Here is a 17,277-nt window from a genome sequence, read left to right on the forward strand (position 1 = left end):
GTCCGTAGCCCGATGGAGCGAAGCGCAATCCGGGAAAGTGCCGCAGCCGAGTGAGCGCCCCGGATTACGCTTCGCTTCATCCAGGCTATCAGCCGGCGAAATTTAACTTAGCTAGTCGGCTAACAATTGTTGACGGCGGTTAGCGGCAATCCTATAGTTAGCCCCATGGCTAACCAATTATCCCGGCTCGATCAGGTTTTCGCGGCCCTTGCCGATCCCACCCGGCGGGCGATCGTGATGCGGCTCTGCGCCGGCGAGGCGTCGGTCGGCGAGCTTGCCGATCCCTTCGAGATGGCGCTGCCGAGCTTCATGAAACACATCCACGTGCTGGAGACGAGCGGCCTCGTCCTGTCGGAGAAGTCCGGCCGCGTGCGCACCTGCCGCCTCAGTCCCGACGCGCTTGTCGGCGCGGAGGACTGGTTCCAGCAGCAGCGCGCGATCTGGGAGGCGCGGCTCGATCGGTTCGAGGCCTACGTCATGCAGATGAAGAAGGAAAGGGCGGCCGCCAACCGCCCGTCCAAGACAGCTAACAAGACAACCAAACGGAAAGGTTCCTGACGATGACGAATTCTGCCAATCCCGCCCTGTCGCAATGGTCGCTCGACCGCGAGATCGTGATGTCGCGCGTGATCGACGCGCCGCGCGATCTGGTGTTCGAAGCGTGGTCCGACCCGAAGCATCTGCCGCAATGGTTCGGGCCGAAGGGTTTCAAGCTCGAGACCTTCGAGATCGACGTGCGGGTTGGCGGCGTCTGGCGCTTCAACATGATCGGCCCGGACGGCACGGTCTATCCGAACCGCATGCGCTTTCGCCGCATCGAGCGGCCGTCCTTGATGGAGATGGATCACGGCGTCGACCAGGACGAGGATCCCGGCATGTTCCGTTTCACCGTCACCTTCGCCGAACAGAGCAACGGCAAGACGGTTCTGATGATGCGGCAGCTGGCCTCGAGCACGGCGCAGCGCGACGGCATGATCAACTTCGGTGCGGTCGAGTACGGCTACCAGACGCTCGACAAGCTGGCGGCTTATGTGGGCGGGATGAAGAGGTAGCGCGAACAGCCACCTTCCTCCTTCATACCGAGGAGGCCGCGGAGCGGCCGCCTCGAGGCACGAGGACCACCGGTGAGGCCTTCAGTCTTCAAGGCGCGCGCCCCTCAGGATGAGGGGCGCTTCATTCCTTCGCCTCGTCCGTGACGATGTCGCCGAGTTTCTGCCAGCGCTGGCCGTCGAACTGCACCATCTGGAACTGCTTGTTGACGCGGTAGTCGGTAGGCGTCGTCGTCACCGAGATGCCCGGCAGCGTCAGGTCGAGTGTGATGTTGTTTAGGCTTGCGGCCTGGCGCATCACGTTCTCGCGCGTGAGATCGTCGCCGCATTGTTTCAGCACCTGCACCAGCAACTGCGCGGTGATATAGCCATAGACGTTCAGGTTCGAATCCTTATCGCCCTCCGGGTAGTACTTGGCCATGAAGGCGAGATATCGCTTCATGCCGGGATCGTCCTTCCATTCGGGATCGGCTGAATCCTTGACATAACCGACGCTGACGACGCCCTTGGCATTGTCGAGTCCGGCGGGTTTCAGCACCGCGCTGACCGAGGAGGCGTTGATGTCGATGATGTGCAGCGGCTTCCAGCCGATCTCGGCGACCTTCTTGATCGCCTGCGCGGCCTGTTTCGGTGTCGTGGCGCTGAACAGCACGTCGGCACCTGCATCCTTCAACCGCAGGATCTGCGAGTCGATGGTCGGCTCGGTGATCTCGTAGGACGTCTCGGCGACGATCATCTTCGCCTTGTCGCCGAGACCTGCTTTGAAGCCCGCGAGATAATCCTTGCCGAGATCGTCGTTCTGGTAGAGCACGCCGATCCTGGCGTTCGGATAGTTCTTCAGAAGATATTGCGCGTAGATCCGGCCCTCGACGAGGTAGGACGGGTTGAAGCCCATGGTCCAGGGGAAGTTCTTCGGATCGGTGAAACGCGCCGCGCCCGTTGCCGCGAAGAGCTGCGGGACCTTCTTGGCGTTGAGATATTTTTGCACGGCGACATTCGGCGCCGTGCCGATGATCTGGAAGGTCAGCAGCACTTCGTCGCTTTCGACCAGCTTGCGGGTCTGCTCAACCGTCTTCGGAGGCGAATAGGCGTCGTCATACTGGATCAGGTTGACCTTGCGGCCGTTGACGCCGCCCTGGTCGTTGATCATCTTCATGTAGGCGGCCTGGGTCTTGCCGATCACGGCATAGGCCGAGGCCGGCCCGCTGAGCGGGACGGTCTGGCCGACCTTGATCTCCGTGTCGGAAGCGCCGGGATCGTATTTCTTCTGCGCCTGTGCCGCCGGGATCGACAGTGCGAGAACGGTCGCGGCTGCCGCGACACGTATGAGAAGTATTTTTTTCATTTCCATTCCCTGTCCGTGACTGTCACTCGCCCTTGAGGCCGGCCTCGCGGATCAGCCCGGTCCACTTTTTTGTTTCGTTGTCGATGAACTGGCCGAACTCGGCCGCGGTACCGGCGCGCACTTCGAGGCCCTGGGCGGTCAGCTTGTCCTTGATCGCCGGCTGGGCCAGCGCGCGCAACACTTCGGCCTGCAGCTTGTCGACGATGGCGCGCGGCGTCGTCGAAGGTGCCATGAAGCCGTACCAGCCGGCGGCGGCCACGTTGGGAAAACCCTGCTCGCGCAGGGTCGGCGCCTGCGGATAGAGCGCGCTGCGTTCGGCGGAAGCGACGCCGAGCACGATGAACTTGCCGCTCTGGATGTAGGGCAGTGCGGTCGGCAGCGCCGTCAGCGTGGCATCGACGCGGCCGGCGAGCAGCTCCGTGTAGGACGCCGCATCGCCACGGAAGGGAATGTTGAGCCCCTTGACGCCGGCATCCCTGAACAGGAGTTCGCCGGCAAGATGCGGCTGCGAGCCGGCGCCGGGCGAGGCGAAGGTCAGGCCATCCGGCTTCGATTTGCCGTAGGCGATCAATTCGGGGAGCGTCTTGAACGGCGCGTCCGCGCTGATGATCAGGAACAGCGGCGCGATCACCGTCATCGCGACCGGCTGCAGATCCTTGCGCTCATAAGTCAGCTTGCCGAACAGCGCTTCGGCCGTGGCGTAGGGCGCCGCGACATAGAGGAGGGTATAGCCGTCGCCCGGCGCATGCGCGACCGTGTCGTTGGCGATGCGGGTGCCGGCGCCCGGCTTGTTCTCGACGATGAACTGCTGGTGCAGGTTGCGGCCGAACTCTTCGGCCAGCAGCCGCAGCGAGATGTCATTGGAGCCGCCGGGCCCATAAGGCGAGATCAGCCGCACCATACGCGACGGCCAGGCGTCCTCAGCGTGTGCGGAGAATGGAAGTCCCGATAGCGAAAGGGCGAGGGTGCCCAAGAATGTTCGCCGTGTGACGGTCATGGTGGCCTCCCGGTGGCGGAGCGCCGATTGTCTCGTTCATCGTCTGGCGCTCTTCTTGTTTTGCTTTTGTGTTTCGGTCGTCGGCGCCGCGCCAACCATGGTGCGGATGCTGTCGGCAAGGGCGGCAATGCGCGGGCCGATCTCGCCCTCCAGCTGGCCGGGCTGGAGCCGGAACGCGGGAATGCCGCAATTGATCGAAAAGGCCTGCTTCGCCTCACGCGCATGAAACAGCGGCGCGGCGACGGCATGGATCGAGGCGATGTACTCGCCGAAGCAAGTGCAGAAGCCGCGGCTGGCGCATTGTGTCAGGCCGGCGCGGTAGGTCTCACGGAAGGACGACCACAGCTCGGTGTCCTCGCTTGCAATGCGCTGTTCGAGCAGCGCGGCATCGGCCTGCGGCAAGGTCGCCGCCGCGGCACGGCCCATAGCGGTCATCACCACGGAAATGGGCATGCCGATGTCGGGGACGTGCGGGCCGACGTCGCCGGAGCGCGCGGTCTCGACATAGATCATGGAGGTCGCATCGAGCAGGCCGATCGAGACCGTGCCCCGTACGCTTAGCGCCAGCTCCTGCATCATGGGACGCGCGACCTGGCGGAACTGCATGTCGGCGAGCAGCGGATGCGCCATGCGGAGTGCGCGCGCACCGACGCGATATTTGGCGCGTTCGGCGTCGTAGCGGAGGTAGCCGAGCTCCGCGAGCGTGTGCGTCAGCCGCGCCACCGTCGGGCGCGGAATCCCGGTCAGCGTCGACAGCTCCATGTTGCCGAGCTGGGTCGCCCCCGCCTTGAACGCTTCGAGCACTACGAGACCTTTCGCCAGCGTCGTCGCGAACGCGGCGTCATCGATGCTGTCCGCCAGCACGGCGGCAGCGGACGAGGAGGCGCGGATCGGTTTGGAGGCGGTTCTGGCCATGCAGGCTTTAATGAACCCGGTCCCGCCAGATGTCCAATAGATTCATAAAATGTAGTTTTATGTCCATTATCCGGACATACGGCGGCTGTGCCGGCAGGGCAAGAATGTGCGCGAAGAGCCCCGCCGCACACAGATTTTCGTCGCGATTGCGTGGCTTGTTGTGACAGGATTATTACGACTGAATGTCATATCGATTACATCGGAGCGATTCATGTTGCAGTGGCAGGCGCGGACAAATCCCCTCGCGTGGTGGTGGGGGTCCCTGACGCTGGTCAGTGCTGCCAACATTCTCGTCTGGTTCATGCTGTACCGCGAGTTCTACCCGACGCCCGCCGGCAGCATCAGTGGCGGCTCCGACATCGGACTGATGTTCCTGCTCTGCGCCGGCTACGTCTTCGGCTGCGCCTTCCGTTCGTTCCTGCCGCGCGCCGACGTGCAGCGCATCTGTCTGTTCGACACCTGGCTCTCCAGCGTCTTCGTCGGTCGCACGGTCGCGACCGTGGCCGAACTGTGCTTCGCCGCGCAATGGGCGGTCATCCTGCATCAGCTCGGGACCATGACGGGCGCCGAGACGGTCGTGAACGTCGCGTGGGTGATCGTGCCCATCATCATCGTCGCGGAGTGCTTCTCCTGGTATGCGGTGGTGACGACCAACTTCCTCTTCAACGCGATCGAGAACTCGCTGTGGGCGGTGACATTCTTCCTCGCGGGCATCGCGCTGTGCCGGCTGATGCCGGAATTCCAGGGACCGGTGCGTTGGGCGCTGATTGCCGGCATCGTCGGCATCGCCTGCTTCCTGGCCTTCCTCGTCACCGTCGACGTGCCGATGTATCTCAGCCGCTGGCGGGCAGGGCATGAAGAGGGCAACAGATTGCTCGGCTTCCTCGAAGGCCTGCATGACGTCTCGACCCGGTGGGTCGTGACCCACGACATCGCGCACTGGAAGGGCGAGCTGACCTGGATGTTCCTGTATTTCACCGCCGCCGTGTGGTCGAGCCTGGCGCTCTGTGCGCTCTACGCGATGGAAGGCTATCTCACGCGCTATCTGGCTTGACAGATTATTTGCCGACCAGGCCGCACTTGCTGCGTTCAAGCGGGCGGAAGGCCTGGTCGGGCGGGATGGTCGCGACCAGCTTGACGAAATCCCAGGGCCCTTTGGATTCCTCAGGCGTCTTGACCTGCACCAGATACAGATCATGCACCATGCGCTGGTCCTCGCGGATGCGGCCGTTGGGCGTGTAAGCGTCGGAGACGGGCGTCGCCTTCATCTTGGCCATTACAGCCGTGCTGTCGTCTGAGTCGGTATCCTTCATCGCCTGGAGATAGTGGCGCACGGCGGAATAGACGCCCGCCTGGATTTGCGACGGCATCGCTTTGCGGCGGGCGAAGAACGCATCGGAGAATTTCCGGGCCGTCGGCGAGACGTCCTCGAAGAACGAGGTGACGATGAGATCGCCGCGCGTCGCCTTCAACCCGACGGCCTCGATATCGACATTCTGGAATGACATCGGCACGATCTTGATGCCCTGGTCGGCAAGGCCGAATTCTTCCGCCTGCTTGATTGCGGTGGCGTTGTCGCCGGCAACGTTGATTGCCAGGATTTTTGCACCCGAGGACTGCGCCTGAAGCAGGAACGAGCTGTAGTCGGGCGTGCCGAGCTGCGCCTTGACGCTGCCGGCGACCTTGCCGCCGAGCTCGGTGATGCGGGCGCGCGCGGTTGTCTCGATCGAATGGCCGAAAGCGTAGTCGCCGGTGATGAAGAACCACGGCTCCTTGCTGGTCTGCATGATGCCGGAGACCACCGCGGTCGCGGTCGAATAGGCATCCTGGGTCCACTGCACGCTGCCCGCGGCACAGGCTTCATCGGTGAGCTGGTTGGCGCCTGCGCCCGAGATGAGGAAGATCTTTCCGTTGCCGCGCACCAGTTCCTGCACCGCGAGCGCGGCACCGGAACTGCCGCCGTCCGCGATCGCCTGCACGCCGTCGCTGAACCATTTGCGGGCGAGCGAGGCCGCAAGGTCCGGCTTGTTCTGGTGGTCGGCCTGCAGGATCTCGATCGGCTTGCCGTTGATCTTACCGCCGAACTCTTCCGCCGCCATGCGCGCCGCCTCGACCGAGCCCGGGCCCATCGCGGTCGCAAAGATGCCGTTCATATCTGTGAGGACGCCGATGCGGACGGCCTCGCCCTTGATCTCGGCACGCGCGGGAGTACCTGCGAGCGCCAGCGTGATCAACAGAGTGGCGGCGGATGTCGTGCGGAGGATGGCCATGGCGTTTCCTGATGTTGTTATGTTTGATTGATTGGCGTCGGCAGTCAGGCCGGCTCGGCGACGACCTTATTGCGCAGGATGCCGATGCCGGAGATTTCGACCTCGACAGTGTCGCCGGGGCGCATCCACAGGGGCGGCTTGCGCTTGGCGCCGACGCCGCCGGGCGTGCCTGTCACGATGACGTCACCGGGGACGAGCGGGCAGATCGTCGAGATGTAGGCGATCAGTTCGGGGATTGCGGTGATCAGGAGATCGGTGGTGGTGTCTTGCACTACGGTCCCGTTCAGCCGTGTCTGCAAGTTGAGCTTTGACGGATCGGGGATCTCGTCCGCCGTCACCAGCCACGGGCCAAAGCTGCCGCTCTCGGCAAAGGTCTTGCCGGAGAGGAATTGGCTGGTGTGGCGCTGCCAGTCGCGAATGCTGCCTTCGTTGTAGCAAGAATAGCCGGCGATGTGGTCGCGTGCGCGGCTCGCGGAGATGTGGCGGCCTGCCTTGCCGATGACGAGCGCAAGCTCGCCTTCATAATCGAAATCGTCACTCACCTTTGGCTTCACAATCGGCTGGAGATGGCCGACCTGGCTGCAGGGGAAGCGCACGAACAGCGCAGGCTTCTCGGTGACGGTGCGCCCCGTTTCGGCGACGTGGTCGCGATAGTTGAGGCCGACGCAGATGATCTTGCCGGGATCGGGGATGACCGGGGCAAAGGTGATCTCGTCGAGTGCATGATCTGGCGCAGCGGATGCCGCGTGCTTTGCCGCCTCGGCAACGCGCCCAGCTTCGAGCAACTGCCGCAACGTGGTGCAGCCCGCGATGCGTGTGCCGAGATCGACGACCCCATTGTCCGTGACAGCCCCGAAAGAGGCATGGCCGTCGGTGATGAAAGAGAGCAGCTTCATGAGATATCCTTGGGAGAAGTCGGTTCAGGCCGCGGACGGCACGTGGGTTGGAGGTGTGACGGCGGCAATCAGCCGGTCGAGGTCGGTGTCGTTGCCGGCGCTGCCGCGGACGTAGCGATCGGGGCGAACGAGCGCGGCGATGATGCCGTGCTCGCGCAGCCATGACCCGACGCCTTCGGCATCGTCGCTGGTCAGGATTTCGGTTCCAGATTGCGAAAGAGCAAGACGCGATGAGATCGTCGCGGCGCTCTCGACGAGGAGCACGTGGCTGTAGCCAACCCGGTCGTCGCCGCGGCGGCCGTCCTTCAATTCGAATTGCGGCGCAAGATGTCCGGCGAGCGGGAGATCGCCAAGCGCGAGGCCGGGGCCGAGCAGGGGCTTTTTGACCTCGAGCCTGACCGGCGCATTCGCGCGCGCCTCGCCGGCCGCAAGGCCCGCTTCGATCGCCTTGGTGTTGATGACGCCGCCGAGGCGGATCGCGAGCTCAATGAACTCGCGCACGTGCGGCTGGCGCTCGCTCTGATAGGTGTCGAGCAGGCTTGGATCCGCCAGTCCGCGCAGGACTGCAGCGAGCTTCCAGGCAAGGTTGGCGGCATCTCGGATGCCGGCGCACATGCCCTGGCCGAGGAAGGGCGGGGTCTGGTGTGCGGAGTCGCCGGCGAGCAGCAGACGACCGCTCCGCCATTGCTGCGCGATGATGGAATGAAAGGTGTAGACCGCGGCGCGCTCGAGTTCGGCATCCTCGGGCGTGATCCAGCGCGACAGCAGCTCCCAGACCTTCGCTGGCTGCGCGACCACCTGGGAGTCTTCGTCGGGCAGAACTGTGATCTCCCAGCGTCGCCGCGTGCCGGTGCCGCGGACATAGGTCGCCGGACGGCGTGGATCGCAATGCTGGATACTGTAGTCGCCGAGATCGTCGCGGTTGCGCTTGAGCAGCACGTCGATCACCAGCCAGCGCTCGTGGAAGCCGAGATCGTCCATGCCGGAGCCGATGAAGCGGCGCACCAGAGAGCGAGCACCGTCGCAACCGATGACGTAGCCGGCACGGACTTCGCTCAGCCTCCCGTTGGAAAGGTCCTCGTAACGGACGCGTACGCCGATCTCGTCCTGATCCAGCGCGAACACGTCGCAGCGGTTGCGCAAGGCGATGTGTGGCCAGCGCGCGAGGCCAGCGATCAGCGCGTCCTCCAGGTCAGGCTGATGGAAGCGATAGCTGAGATTCCATCCCATCGGCGTCAATGTCTGCGGCCGCGACCAATCCAGCAGCATCCGGCCGTCGGCGTCGAGAAAGAGCATGCCGGGGCTGAGGATGACATGCGGCAGGATCGCGTCGGCGAGGCCGAGGGTTTGGAACACCCGCATGCATTCGTCGTCGAAATGGACCGCCCGCGGCAGATGATAGGTCCGCGCCTCGCGCTCCAGCACCAGCGTCCGCACGCCGCACAGGCCAAGCAGGTTGGCCAGCGTGGCTCCGACCGGGCCGCGGCCGACGATCACGACGTCAAACTCTTCAGGGGCGGATTTATCTTGCATGGGGACTATCTCTTCCCCAAGGGATGCAGTCGTATCAACGCCGCCGCGCCAAGTGTCCGCCCAGCGGACGGCTCGCCTAGATCTCGACGGGAATGGCCGACGCCGTCTCCTGGAGCTGCGCCGCAAACTGCACCACCGCCTCTTCGATTCCGAGGGCCGAGCGGATCCAGATGATGGAGGCAGCCAAATACCGCGCCGTTCCGCACGATGGGTACGGCGATCGAGGCAGTCTTGGGATTGTATTCGCCCTCGCTGCGGATCGCGTATCCGCGCGCCTGCGTCTCGGCGATCATTCGGCCGAGGCGGCCTTCGTCGAGGAAGGGGCGGTCGTCGGCCTCGTCGATCCGGCGCAGATGATTGACAATCAGGTCGCGTTCGCGCGCGGGGCTAGCGGCGAGATAGGCCCGCCCCGCGGAGGTGCGCAGCATCGGCAGGCGCTTGCCGATCATGCCGCGGTCGATCGAGAGCGGGCTGCGCGAATGCGTGGTCTCCTGCACCACCATCGCGGCGTTTTCGTAGGTCGAGAGATCGACCGGCCAGACCAGGCCCTTGCTCAGCTCGGCGAGGAAAGGTGCTGCCGCCTGGCAGATCACGACGCCGGGATCGTAGCCATCGCCAAGACTGAGCGCCCGCCGGGTCACACGAAAGCGGTCGTCGCTGGCGCTGCGCGCGACATAGCCGAGCTCTTCCAAGGTCTCGAGCAGGCGGTAGACGGTCGGGCGAGGCAGGTCGAGCGCGCGGGCCACGTCACCGGCGCGAATGCCGCCGGAGCGATTGACTTCGTGCAGCACGTCCAGCCCACGCTTGAAGGCGCGGACGCCTTCAGGCTGCCGCGGCTGACCGTTCGTCCGCTCCTTGGACACTTCGCATTTCCTCCCTTGTGGCCTGCGGCCTCGCGATTATCGTCTTTGCGAACGCGAAGCGATTGCGGATGCCACCGTAGGATCGCGCGCGGCCGGTATCAAGTTCACCGCAGTGCGGCGGACGCGATGCCCTCGGGAGGAATTCGATGGAAATCACCGCGCTCGGCTATATCGGGATCAATTCATCCCAGCTCGACCAGTGGGGCCGGATGGCGACCGGGCTGCTCGGCATGCAGCAGGTGGATCGCGGCGGCAAGATGCGCGCTTTCCGCATGGACGACCACAAGCAGCGCCTGGTGGTCGACGGCAGCAGTGATGCCGGGCTCGCGGTGATGGGATGGGAGGTTCCCTCGACCGCGGACCTCGACCGTCTCGCCGGCCGTCTGGAAAGCCACGGCGTAAAGGTGACCCGCGGCTCCCGCGCGCTGGCCGACGAGCGGCATGTGGCCGAGCTGATCGTATTCAGCGATCCCGCCGGCAACCGGCTCGAAGCCTTCTACAAACCGGAGCTGGCGACCGAGCCGTTCAAGCCCGGACGGCCAATCTCGGGCTTCCGCACCGGCGCGCTCGGCATGGGGCATGTCGTGCTCAACGTCGAGGAAGTCGAACCGTTGGTGCCGTTCTATCGCGACGTGCTCGGCTTTCAAGTTTCCGATTTCGGCCTCAAGCCCTACGGGCTCTATTTCTTCCACGTCAACGGCCGTCACCACTCCTTTGCAATGGTTGGCTCAGGGCGGAAAGCGCTGCACCATTTCATGGTCGAACTTGGCAGCCTCGATGATGTCGGGCAGGGCTACGATCTCGCGCAGATGGACGACGGCCGCGTCGCCTACACGCTAGGACGGCATACCAACGACCACATGACGTCGTTCTACGTGAACACGCCATCCGGCTTCTTCATCGAATATGGCTGGGGCGGTCGTGTGATCGATCCCGAGACCTGGAAGCCACACGAGACCTTTGACGGCCCGTCGCTATGGGGCCACGAGCGGCTCTACATGCCCGAGGAGCAGCGCAAGCGCCTTCGCGACATGAGACTGGATGCAGCGTCGCGCGGCGTTCGTGTGGCCGACCCCCGCGTGCCGCCACTGAATTGCGCGTGGCTGGATTCGGTGGTCGCGCGGGAGTAATCCGGGGCGGATACGATCAGGCCTCGCCGAGATCGACCTCCGTCAAGATGCCCTGGCGCAGTGCCAGCCTGACCAGCTCGATGTCGGATCCGACGCCGAGCTTGTCCTTGATCAGGGAATGCAGGTTCGCCACCGTCTTCGGGCTGACATGGAGCGTCTCGGCGATCTCCTCTGTCGTGTTCTCGGCGAGCAGGAGCCGCAGCACTTCGAATTCGCGCGGCGTGAGGACGTCGGCGGCAGAGCTTTCTCCGGCGAGCCGGCTCAGCGCGAGCTCATGGTCGATGTCGGGGCTGATCGCGATCTTGCCGGCGAGCACGTCCATCACGGCGCGCACCAATGTCTCCGGGGGACTGGTCTTGGTGACATAGCCTCTGGCGCCGGCGCGGATCGCCTGCACGGCAAAGCCGGCGTTCTCGTGCATGGTGAAGACGAGGATCCTCGCGCCCTTGTCCCACTGCCTGATCCGCCTGACCGCCTCGATGCCGCCGATGCCGGGCATGCTCAGGTCCATAATGACGAGATCGGGCGCCTCCGATTTGTAGAGACGGTAGGCCTCCGCGCCGTCGGCGGCTTCGGCGATGACGCGAAGTCCCGGCTGCTTCTGGAGCACGGAGCGATAGCCCTCGCGGACGACGGAATGGTCGTCGACCAGCAGGATGGTGGCGTCGGCCGCGCTCATGCGGCGTGCTCCAGCGGCGGCCGATCGGCGGCTGCGAGCGGAATGACCACGCGCAGTGCGGAGCCGCCGTTCGGCGCGGCCTCGAAGGTCATTTGGCCGCGCAAGGCGGCGACGCGCTCGCGCATGCCAAGCAGGCCCATTCCGGATTTCGCGACGGGATCGCTCGCGCGACCGTCGTCGTCGATCGCAAGCGCGATCTCGCTGGCCCCCATCGTCAATTCCAGGCTGACCCGCGTGGCGACGGCATGCTTGGCGGCGTTAGTGAGCGCCTCCTGCACGATCCGGTAGAGGCTGGCGCTGATCGTGGCCGGCAGGGTCTCGAATGCGCCGTCGAACCGGATCGAGAAGCGCGTCTCGCCGCGGCTGCGCCCGTTCCAGCCTGCGACGAGGCCTTCGAGGCTGGCGACGAGCCCGAGCTCCTCGACATCGGGCGGCCGCAGCCGGAACAATGTGCCGCGCAACGTCTCCATCATGCCGGTTGCGGTCCGCGCGATGCCGTCGCATTCGCCAAGCAGGGAGGGACAGTCCTGCGCGGCGGTCTGGCGGGCGGAGGAGGCGAGCGCGCGGATGGCGGCGAGCGACTGGCCGAACTCGTCATGCAGCTCGCGCGCGAGATGGCGACGCTCCTCGTCCTGCAGCGCGATCAGCTTCCGCGTCAGCTCGCTGCGTTCGGCAAGCGCGGTCTCGAGGCTTTCGGCGAGATGGTTGAAGCCGTCGCGGATCGCGGAGAGCTCGGCAAGATCGAACGGCGGCAGCCGCGTGGTGAGATCGTTGGCGGCAATCCGCTCGAGGCCGGTGCGGATCATGCGGGTGGGGCGCAGCGCGCGCGCCAGTGCGGCGTAGACCAGCCCGCAGAGTAGCGGCAGCGCGATCGCGAGCGCGAGCATCAGGCGGCCGGCCTCGTGCCAAGCCTCCGCGGTCTGCACGCCCGGCTCGACCGAGACCACGGCCTCCCCGAGCTTCGTCCCGCGCACGATCACGGGCCGTGCCGCTTCTCGGCCGGGGTCGAACAAGCCGCGATAGAACGCCGTGAAGGCTTGCGGCGGCGGGTTCGCCGGGACAGGCGCGCCGCTACAGAAGCGCTGGAGGACGTCGCCGCTCGTGCCGCGGAACGCCAGGCACAGACCGGGCGTCATCACATAAGCCGAAACGGGGTCGAGGTTGGGAAAGTCCGAGCGCGGGCTCGCGACCCACTGGATCTTGCCCTGCTGCAGCTCCAGCGTCTTGGCCACGATGGCGGCGATATCGTCGAGGCGCGCATGCGCCTCGCGGTCGGACGTAATCAGGAAATAGGCGGAGATCGCCGCGAAGCAGGCGGCCGATATCGCGGCCACGCGCAACGTCAGACGGACTTTGAGATCGAATCTCGGTCGGTTCCACATCGGCGGGCACCTTGGTGCGAACGGATTTGTCGCGCTCGCATTAAACGGCAGAACGCATCCGGCGCAAAGCCGCCAGGCGCCAGTGCGGTGCACCGTCGTGAAATTTTCCCGGCCATCGCCGGGACCGGCGCTGCTGCATGGCCTGATTGCGCCGTCCAGATTGGCGCGCCGCTCCGTCACACGAGGCACATTTATGCACCTGCGCCGGTTGATCCTCTCAGTCTGTCTCCTTGTCGTCCTTCCGGCGGCTTATGCGTCGGCCGGTGCCGAAACGGCCATCGGCGTCGCCATGGACGACTTCAGTTATACCGATACGTCGGCTGAACCCGCCAACCAGACCGCCGCCCATGAGCGACGACTGTCGGCCTTCATGGCCGCGCTCAGGCGGGACATTGGAGGCGACCGGCGCTACCGGCTCGTACCGTCGGCCCAGGACGGCGCGGCGTTCAAGGTGATCGGCGGCATCCAGAAGACGAGCACCTTGGTGCAATGGGCCAAGGTCGCCGTGATCGACGTCGGCGCCAAAAAGGTCGTGATGGACAAGCTCTACACCTTCCGCGGCGACAATGATGAATCGTGGGAGCGCGCCGAGATCTTCGTGTCGCGCGAGATCGTAGCCGCGCTCGGCACGCCTGCTCCGATCGCACTGGCGGTGTTCGAATTCGAGCTCGACGACAACACCGCGGCGCCGGCCGCCGGCCTCGCGGCCGCGGACGCATCCTATCTGGCCGAAGTGACTGGCAGCGTCCGCGACGCCCTCGGCCGATCCGGCCGCTACCGTCTCGTCGATGTCGGCAGCGCCAACGAGGCGGCGGTGAAGGCGCGCGCTTTACGCGACTGCGGCGGCTGCGAGGCGGCGATTGCGCAAGAGCTGGGTGCGGATCAGTCGCTGATCGGGGTGGTGCGGCGGGTCAGCCGCACCGAGTACACGCTCGGCTTTCAGGTGCGCGATGCCAGGACCGGCGCGGTGCTGGCACGCGGCGACAGCGGCCTGCGCCTGGGCGCGGACTATTCGTGGAAACGGGGCGCCGTGCGGCTGGTCAGCGAAAAGCTGGTCGAAAGCCAGTAGCTCAGAACGTCAACTGCACCTTCATCGATTGCGAGCGGTCGCTGGCGAGCTCGAACGCGGCGACCGCGTTCTCGAACGGCAGGGTCGCCGTGATCAGCGGCTTGACGTCGATCAGGCCTTCGCCCATCAGCCGCACCGCCAGCTCGAACTCGGGATCGAAGCGGAAGGTGCCGCGCAGCTGCAATTCCTTGGCGACGATGGCGTTGATCGGCAGCGTCATCTCGCCGCCGAGGCCGACCTGCACCAGCGTGGCGCCGGGCCTGAGCACGTCGAGCGCGGTTCGGAGTGCTGCCTGGTTGCCCGAGGCTTCGAACAGCGTGTCGAACACACCTTTGCCGGTGCGCCACGGATCGAGCGCCGTGGCATCGGCGGCGACATTGATGGCGTGAGTGGCGCCGAGTTGCCTTGCGACGGCAAGCGGCGCCTCCGCGACATCGGTGACCACGATCTCGGCCGCGCCGCCGAAGCGTGAGACCAAAATCATCAGCGCGCCGATCGGGCCGCAGCCGGTGATCAGCACGCGCTTGCCGAGCAGGGCCCCGGCCTGCTTGCCGGCGTGCAGGCACACCGCGAGCGGCTCGGCGACCGCGGCTTCCGCCAGCGACAGCTTGTCGGTGATCGGAACGGCCTGCGCGGCATCGACCGTGATGAATTCGCGAAAGCCGCCCTGCACATGGGGAAAGCGCATCGCGCTGCCGAGGAAGCGCATGTCGAGGCACTGGTTGCGCATGCCTTCCTGGCAATGCAGACACTGGCCGCACGGCTTGCTCGGATTGACCGCGACGCGGGTGCCCGGCTTCACATTCGTGACGCCGTCACCGACGGCTGCGACCACGCCGGCGATCTCGTGCCCCAGCGCCATCGGTTGCTGGATCCGAACGACGCCGAAGCCGCCGTGATGATAGTAGTGCAGATCGGAGCCGCAGATGCCGCCATTCGCGATCTTGACGCGGACTTCACCCGGACCGGGCGCTGCATCCGGATAGCTATCGATCCGCAGATCTTTTGGTGCGTGAATGACGACGGCGCGCATGCTTGGCTCCCTCAGGGTTCGCGGCTCACATCGCGGCGATCATGCCGCCATCGACATAGATGATCTGGCCGTTGACATAGGTCGAGGCATCCGACGCCAGGAAGATCGCAGCGCCCACCAGCTCGTCCGGTCGGCCCCAGCGCTTGGAGGGGACGCGGCCCATCAGCCAGTTGTTGAAGTCGGTGTTGTTGACCAGCGCCTCGTTCATGTCGGTCAGCATGTAGCCGGGGCCGATCGCGTTGGCCTGGATGCCGTGCTGGGCCCATTCCACCGCCATCGAGCGGGTCAGGTTCTTGATGCCGCCCTTGGCGGCGGTGTAGGGCGCAATTGTGGGACGCGCGAGCTCGCTGCCGAGTGAGCCGATGTTGATGATCTTGCCGTGCTTGCGCGGGATCATGCGCTTGGCCGCCTCGCGGCCGATCACGAAGGCGCTGGTGAGGTTGGTCTCGATCACCTTGCGCCACTCCTCGGTGGTGAACTCCACCAGCGGCTTGCGGTGCTGGATGCCGGCATTGTTGACGAGGATGTCGACCGCGATGCCCTTGTTGTCGAAGTGGTTGAAGGCGGCGACGATTGCAGGCTCGTCGGTAACGTTGAACGCGGCGCCCTCGGCCTGGTGGCCGGCGGCGCGAAACTCGGCGACGGCCTGCTCGACACGCTTGGGATCGACGCCGTTGATGATCAGCTTGGCGCCAGCCTTGGCCATGCCCTCGGCAATGGCGCGGCCGAGGCCGCGGGAGGAGCCGGTCACGAGCGCGGTGCGGCCGGAAAGGTCGAAGAGGGCGGTGCTCATCTCAAAAATATCCTTAAGAGTTGGAACGGCGCACGGTCAGATCGGAGCGGTCGAATACGGCGGGCAGAAGGTCGACGCCGAGGCCGGGGCCCTCCATCGGATAGACAAAACCGTCCTTGATCGTGGGCATGGTGGTCACGAGCTCATTGTACCAGCCCTTGTAGAAGGCGCGCACCGATTCCTGGATCAGCGTGTTGGGCTGGCTGAACGACATGTGGATGGCGGCGATGAAGCCGATCGGGCCGATGCAGTCGTGCGGTGCGAAGGGCCGGTGATAGGTCTCGGCCATCGCCGCGATCTTGCGGCCCTCGGTGAGGCCGCCGGTCCAGCACAGGTCCGCCATCACTACATGCATGGCGTCGCGGTCGAGCATGTCCTTGTAGGGGAATCGCGAGCCCAGCGTCTCGCTGGCGCAGACCCAGACGTCGGTGCAGCGGGCGTATTCGGCCAGCGCCTGCGGCGAGTTCATCCGGATCGGGTCTTCGTACCAGGTCGGCTTGTAGGGCTCGAGCGCGCGCGCGATCTGTTTTGCGGTCGGCAGGTTCCAGAGCGAATGAAGCTCGACCATGATCTCCATCTTGTCGCCGACGGCTTTGCGGATTTTTTCAAACGGCTCGATCGCGTGCTTCATCTGGGCGGCGGTGATGTACAGGCCCTTGTTCTCCTGCGCCGCCGGATCGAACGGCCAGATCTTCATCGCCGAGATGCCGCTCTCCAGCAGACTTTCGGCAAGCGCATCGGCGTGGTGCATGAAGCCATCGAGATCCTCATAGGGACCCTTGGCAGCGCCAAGATTCCAGTTCGCGACCGGGCTGATATTGGTCGAGCGGACATATTGGGTGCCGGCGCAGGTGTTGTAGATGCGCTGCTTGTCGCGGCAGAGGCCGCCGAGCATCTGGTGCACCGGCTGATTGCAGACCTTGCCGAACAGGTCCCATAGCGCGATGTCGATTGCCGAAGCCGCGCGATATTCGACGCCGGTGGAGGACTGCGCCATCGGCAGATTCAGCATGTCGCGGTGGATCGCCTCGATGTGCAGCGGATTGCGGCCGAGCAGGCGGCCGGCAAAGGTATCGTGGATCTGCGCCTCGACGGCGCCGGCGCCGTAGAAGGTTTCGCCAAGACCAATCATGCCCGTGTCGGTGTGGACGCGCACCCAGATGACGTTGGAGAATTCTTCGGTGCGCAGCGTCTCGATCGACGTGATCTTCACGGCAATACTCCTCCCATCGCAGGCGCGCGCAGCGCCGTCTTGTTGTCATTCCGCACCGCAACATGGTGCGGGCGCATGCCGAGTCTTACGCTCGCTTGTAATATATCACG

At 65.1% G+C, this 17,277-nt stretch carries 16 protein-coding genes and 1 pseudogene; 5 read left to right on the forward strand and 12 right to left on the reverse strand.

Features of this window, described 5'->3' with window-relative positions; all coding sequences use genetic code 11:
- The first annotated feature begins 165 nt into the window (after positions 1–165).
- Positions 166–558 carry an ArsR/SmtB family transcription factor gene (locus AC0L3P_RS02220; RefSeq protein WP_275168031.1) on the forward strand — a complete coding sequence of 131 codons (393 nt, stop codon included), beginning with the start codon at positions 166–168 and terminating at the stop codon, positions 556–558.
- A 2-nt stretch (positions 559–560) separates the two neighbouring features.
- Positions 561–1,052: an SRPBCC family protein gene (locus tag AC0L3P_RS02225; protein ID WP_275168030.1), complete on the forward strand. Its 492-nt coding sequence runs from the start codon at positions 561–563 to the stop codon at positions 1,050–1,052.
- A gap of 121 nt (positions 1,053–1,173) precedes the next feature.
- Here AC0L3P_RS02225 and AC0L3P_RS02230 read toward each other — a convergent pair whose 3' ends face one another.
- From AC0L3P_RS02230 to AC0L3P_RS02240, 3 genes are read right to left on the reverse strand one after another with little or no spacing between them, the layout of a single operon-like run.
- A complete protein-coding gene (locus tag AC0L3P_RS02230; protein ID WP_275168029.1) occupies positions 1,174–2,394 on the reverse strand; it encodes an ABC transporter substrate-binding protein in 1,221 nt (406 codons plus the stop codon).
- Positions 2,395–2,416: 22 nt separating this feature from the next.
- A complete protein-coding gene (locus tag AC0L3P_RS02235; RefSeq protein WP_275168028.1) occupies positions 2,417–3,391 on the reverse strand; it encodes a Bug family tripartite tricarboxylate transporter substrate binding protein in 975 nt (324 codons plus the stop codon).
- 36 nt (positions 3,392–3,427) lie between these two features.
- Positions 3,428–4,306 (reverse strand): IclR family transcriptional regulator, encoded by an 879-nt coding sequence (locus AC0L3P_RS02240; protein WP_275168027.1) that lies wholly within the window; start codon positions 4,304–4,306, stop codon positions 3,428–3,430.
- 211 nt (positions 4,307–4,517) lie between these two features.
- Between AC0L3P_RS02240 and AC0L3P_RS02245 the strand changes: the two genes are divergently transcribed.
- Complete coding sequence (locus AC0L3P_RS02245) at positions 4,518–5,360, forward strand: hypothetical protein (RefSeq protein ID WP_275168026.1); 843 nt, start codon at positions 4,518–4,520, stop codon at positions 5,358–5,360.
- A gap of 4 nt (positions 5,361–5,364) precedes the next feature.
- On the opposite strand, the gene AC0L3P_RS02250 is transcribed toward AC0L3P_RS02245, so the two are convergent.
- The 4 genes and pseudogenes from AC0L3P_RS02250 to AC0L3P_RS02265 all read right to left on the reverse strand — a co-directional run bounded on the left by AC0L3P_RS02250 (position 5,365) and on the right by AC0L3P_RS02265 (position 9,868).
- Entirely contained in the window at positions 5,365–6,576 is a 1,212-nt protein-coding gene (locus AC0L3P_RS02250) for an ABC transporter substrate-binding protein (protein WP_275168025.1), read from the reverse strand.
- A gap of 44 nt (positions 6,577–6,620) precedes the next feature.
- The gene (locus tag AC0L3P_RS02255; RefSeq protein ID WP_275168024.1) at positions 6,621–7,472 is read right to left on the reverse strand and encodes a fumarylacetoacetate hydrolase family protein; all 852 of its coding nucleotides are present in this window, start codon (positions 7,470–7,472) and stop codon (positions 6,621–6,623) included.
- Between the two features lie 24 nt (positions 7,473–7,496).
- Positions 7,497–9,005 (reverse strand): bifunctional 3-(3-hydroxy-phenyl)propionate/3-hydroxycinnamic acid hydroxylase MhpA, encoded by a 1,509-nt coding sequence (mhpA, locus tag AC0L3P_RS02260; protein WP_275168023.1) that lies wholly within the window; start codon positions 9,003–9,005, stop codon positions 7,497–7,499.
- 76 nt (positions 9,006–9,081) lie between these two features.
- Positions 9,082–9,868, reverse strand: a pseudogene (locus tag AC0L3P_RS02265) (DNA-binding transcriptional regulator).
- A 146-nt stretch (positions 9,869–10,014) separates the two neighbouring features.
- Between AC0L3P_RS02265 and AC0L3P_RS02270 the strand changes: the two are divergent.
- Complete coding sequence (locus tag AC0L3P_RS02270) at positions 10,015–10,998, forward strand: VOC family protein (protein WP_275168021.1); 984 nt, start codon at positions 10,015–10,017, stop codon at positions 10,996–10,998.
- Positions 10,999–11,014: 16 nt separating this feature from the next.
- Here the strand turns inward: AC0L3P_RS02270 and AC0L3P_RS02275 are convergent, their stop codons facing one another.
- Positions 11,015–11,677 carry a response regulator gene (locus AC0L3P_RS02275; RefSeq protein ID WP_027518509.1) on the reverse strand — a complete coding sequence of 221 codons (663 nt, stop codon included), beginning with the start codon at positions 11,675–11,677 and terminating at the stop codon, positions 11,015–11,017.
- A complete protein-coding gene (locus tag AC0L3P_RS02280) occupies positions 11,674–13,059 on the reverse strand; it encodes a HAMP domain-containing sensor histidine kinase (protein ID WP_275168020.1) in 1,386 nt (461 codons plus the stop codon). The genes AC0L3P_RS02275 and AC0L3P_RS02280 overlap by 4 nt, the downstream gene beginning before the upstream one ends.
- 193 nt (positions 13,060–13,252) lie before the next feature.
- Here AC0L3P_RS02280 and AC0L3P_RS02285 point away from each other — a divergent pair, with 193 nt between their 5' ends.
- Positions 13,253–14,128: a DUF3280 domain-containing protein gene (locus AC0L3P_RS02285; protein ID WP_275168402.1), complete on the forward strand. Its 876-nt coding sequence runs from the start codon at positions 13,253–13,255 to the stop codon at positions 14,126–14,128.
- 1 nt (position 14,129) lies between these two features.
- Here AC0L3P_RS02285 and AC0L3P_RS02290 read toward each other — a convergent pair whose 3' ends face one another.
- From AC0L3P_RS02290 to AC0L3P_RS02300, 3 genes are read right to left on the reverse strand one after another with little or no spacing between them, the layout of a single operon-like run.
- Positions 14,130–15,161: an L-idonate 5-dehydrogenase gene (locus AC0L3P_RS02290; protein ID WP_473300879.1), complete on the reverse strand. Its 1,032-nt coding sequence runs from the start codon at positions 15,159–15,161 to the stop codon at positions 14,130–14,132.
- A gap of 25 nt (positions 15,162–15,186) precedes the next feature.
- Positions 15,187–15,954: an SDR family oxidoreductase gene (locus AC0L3P_RS02295; protein ID WP_275168018.1), complete on the reverse strand. Its 768-nt coding sequence runs from the start codon at positions 15,952–15,954 to the stop codon at positions 15,187–15,189.
- A 13-nt stretch (positions 15,955–15,967) separates the two neighbouring features.
- Positions 15,968–17,167, reverse strand: a complete 1,200-nt coding sequence (locus AC0L3P_RS02300) for a mandelate racemase/muconate lactonizing enzyme family protein (protein WP_275168017.1) — start codon at positions 17,165–17,167, stop codon at positions 15,968–15,970.
- Positions 17,168–17,277 lie beyond the last annotated feature (110 nt).

This window comes from Bradyrhizobium sp. WSM4874, assembly GCF_055811835.1.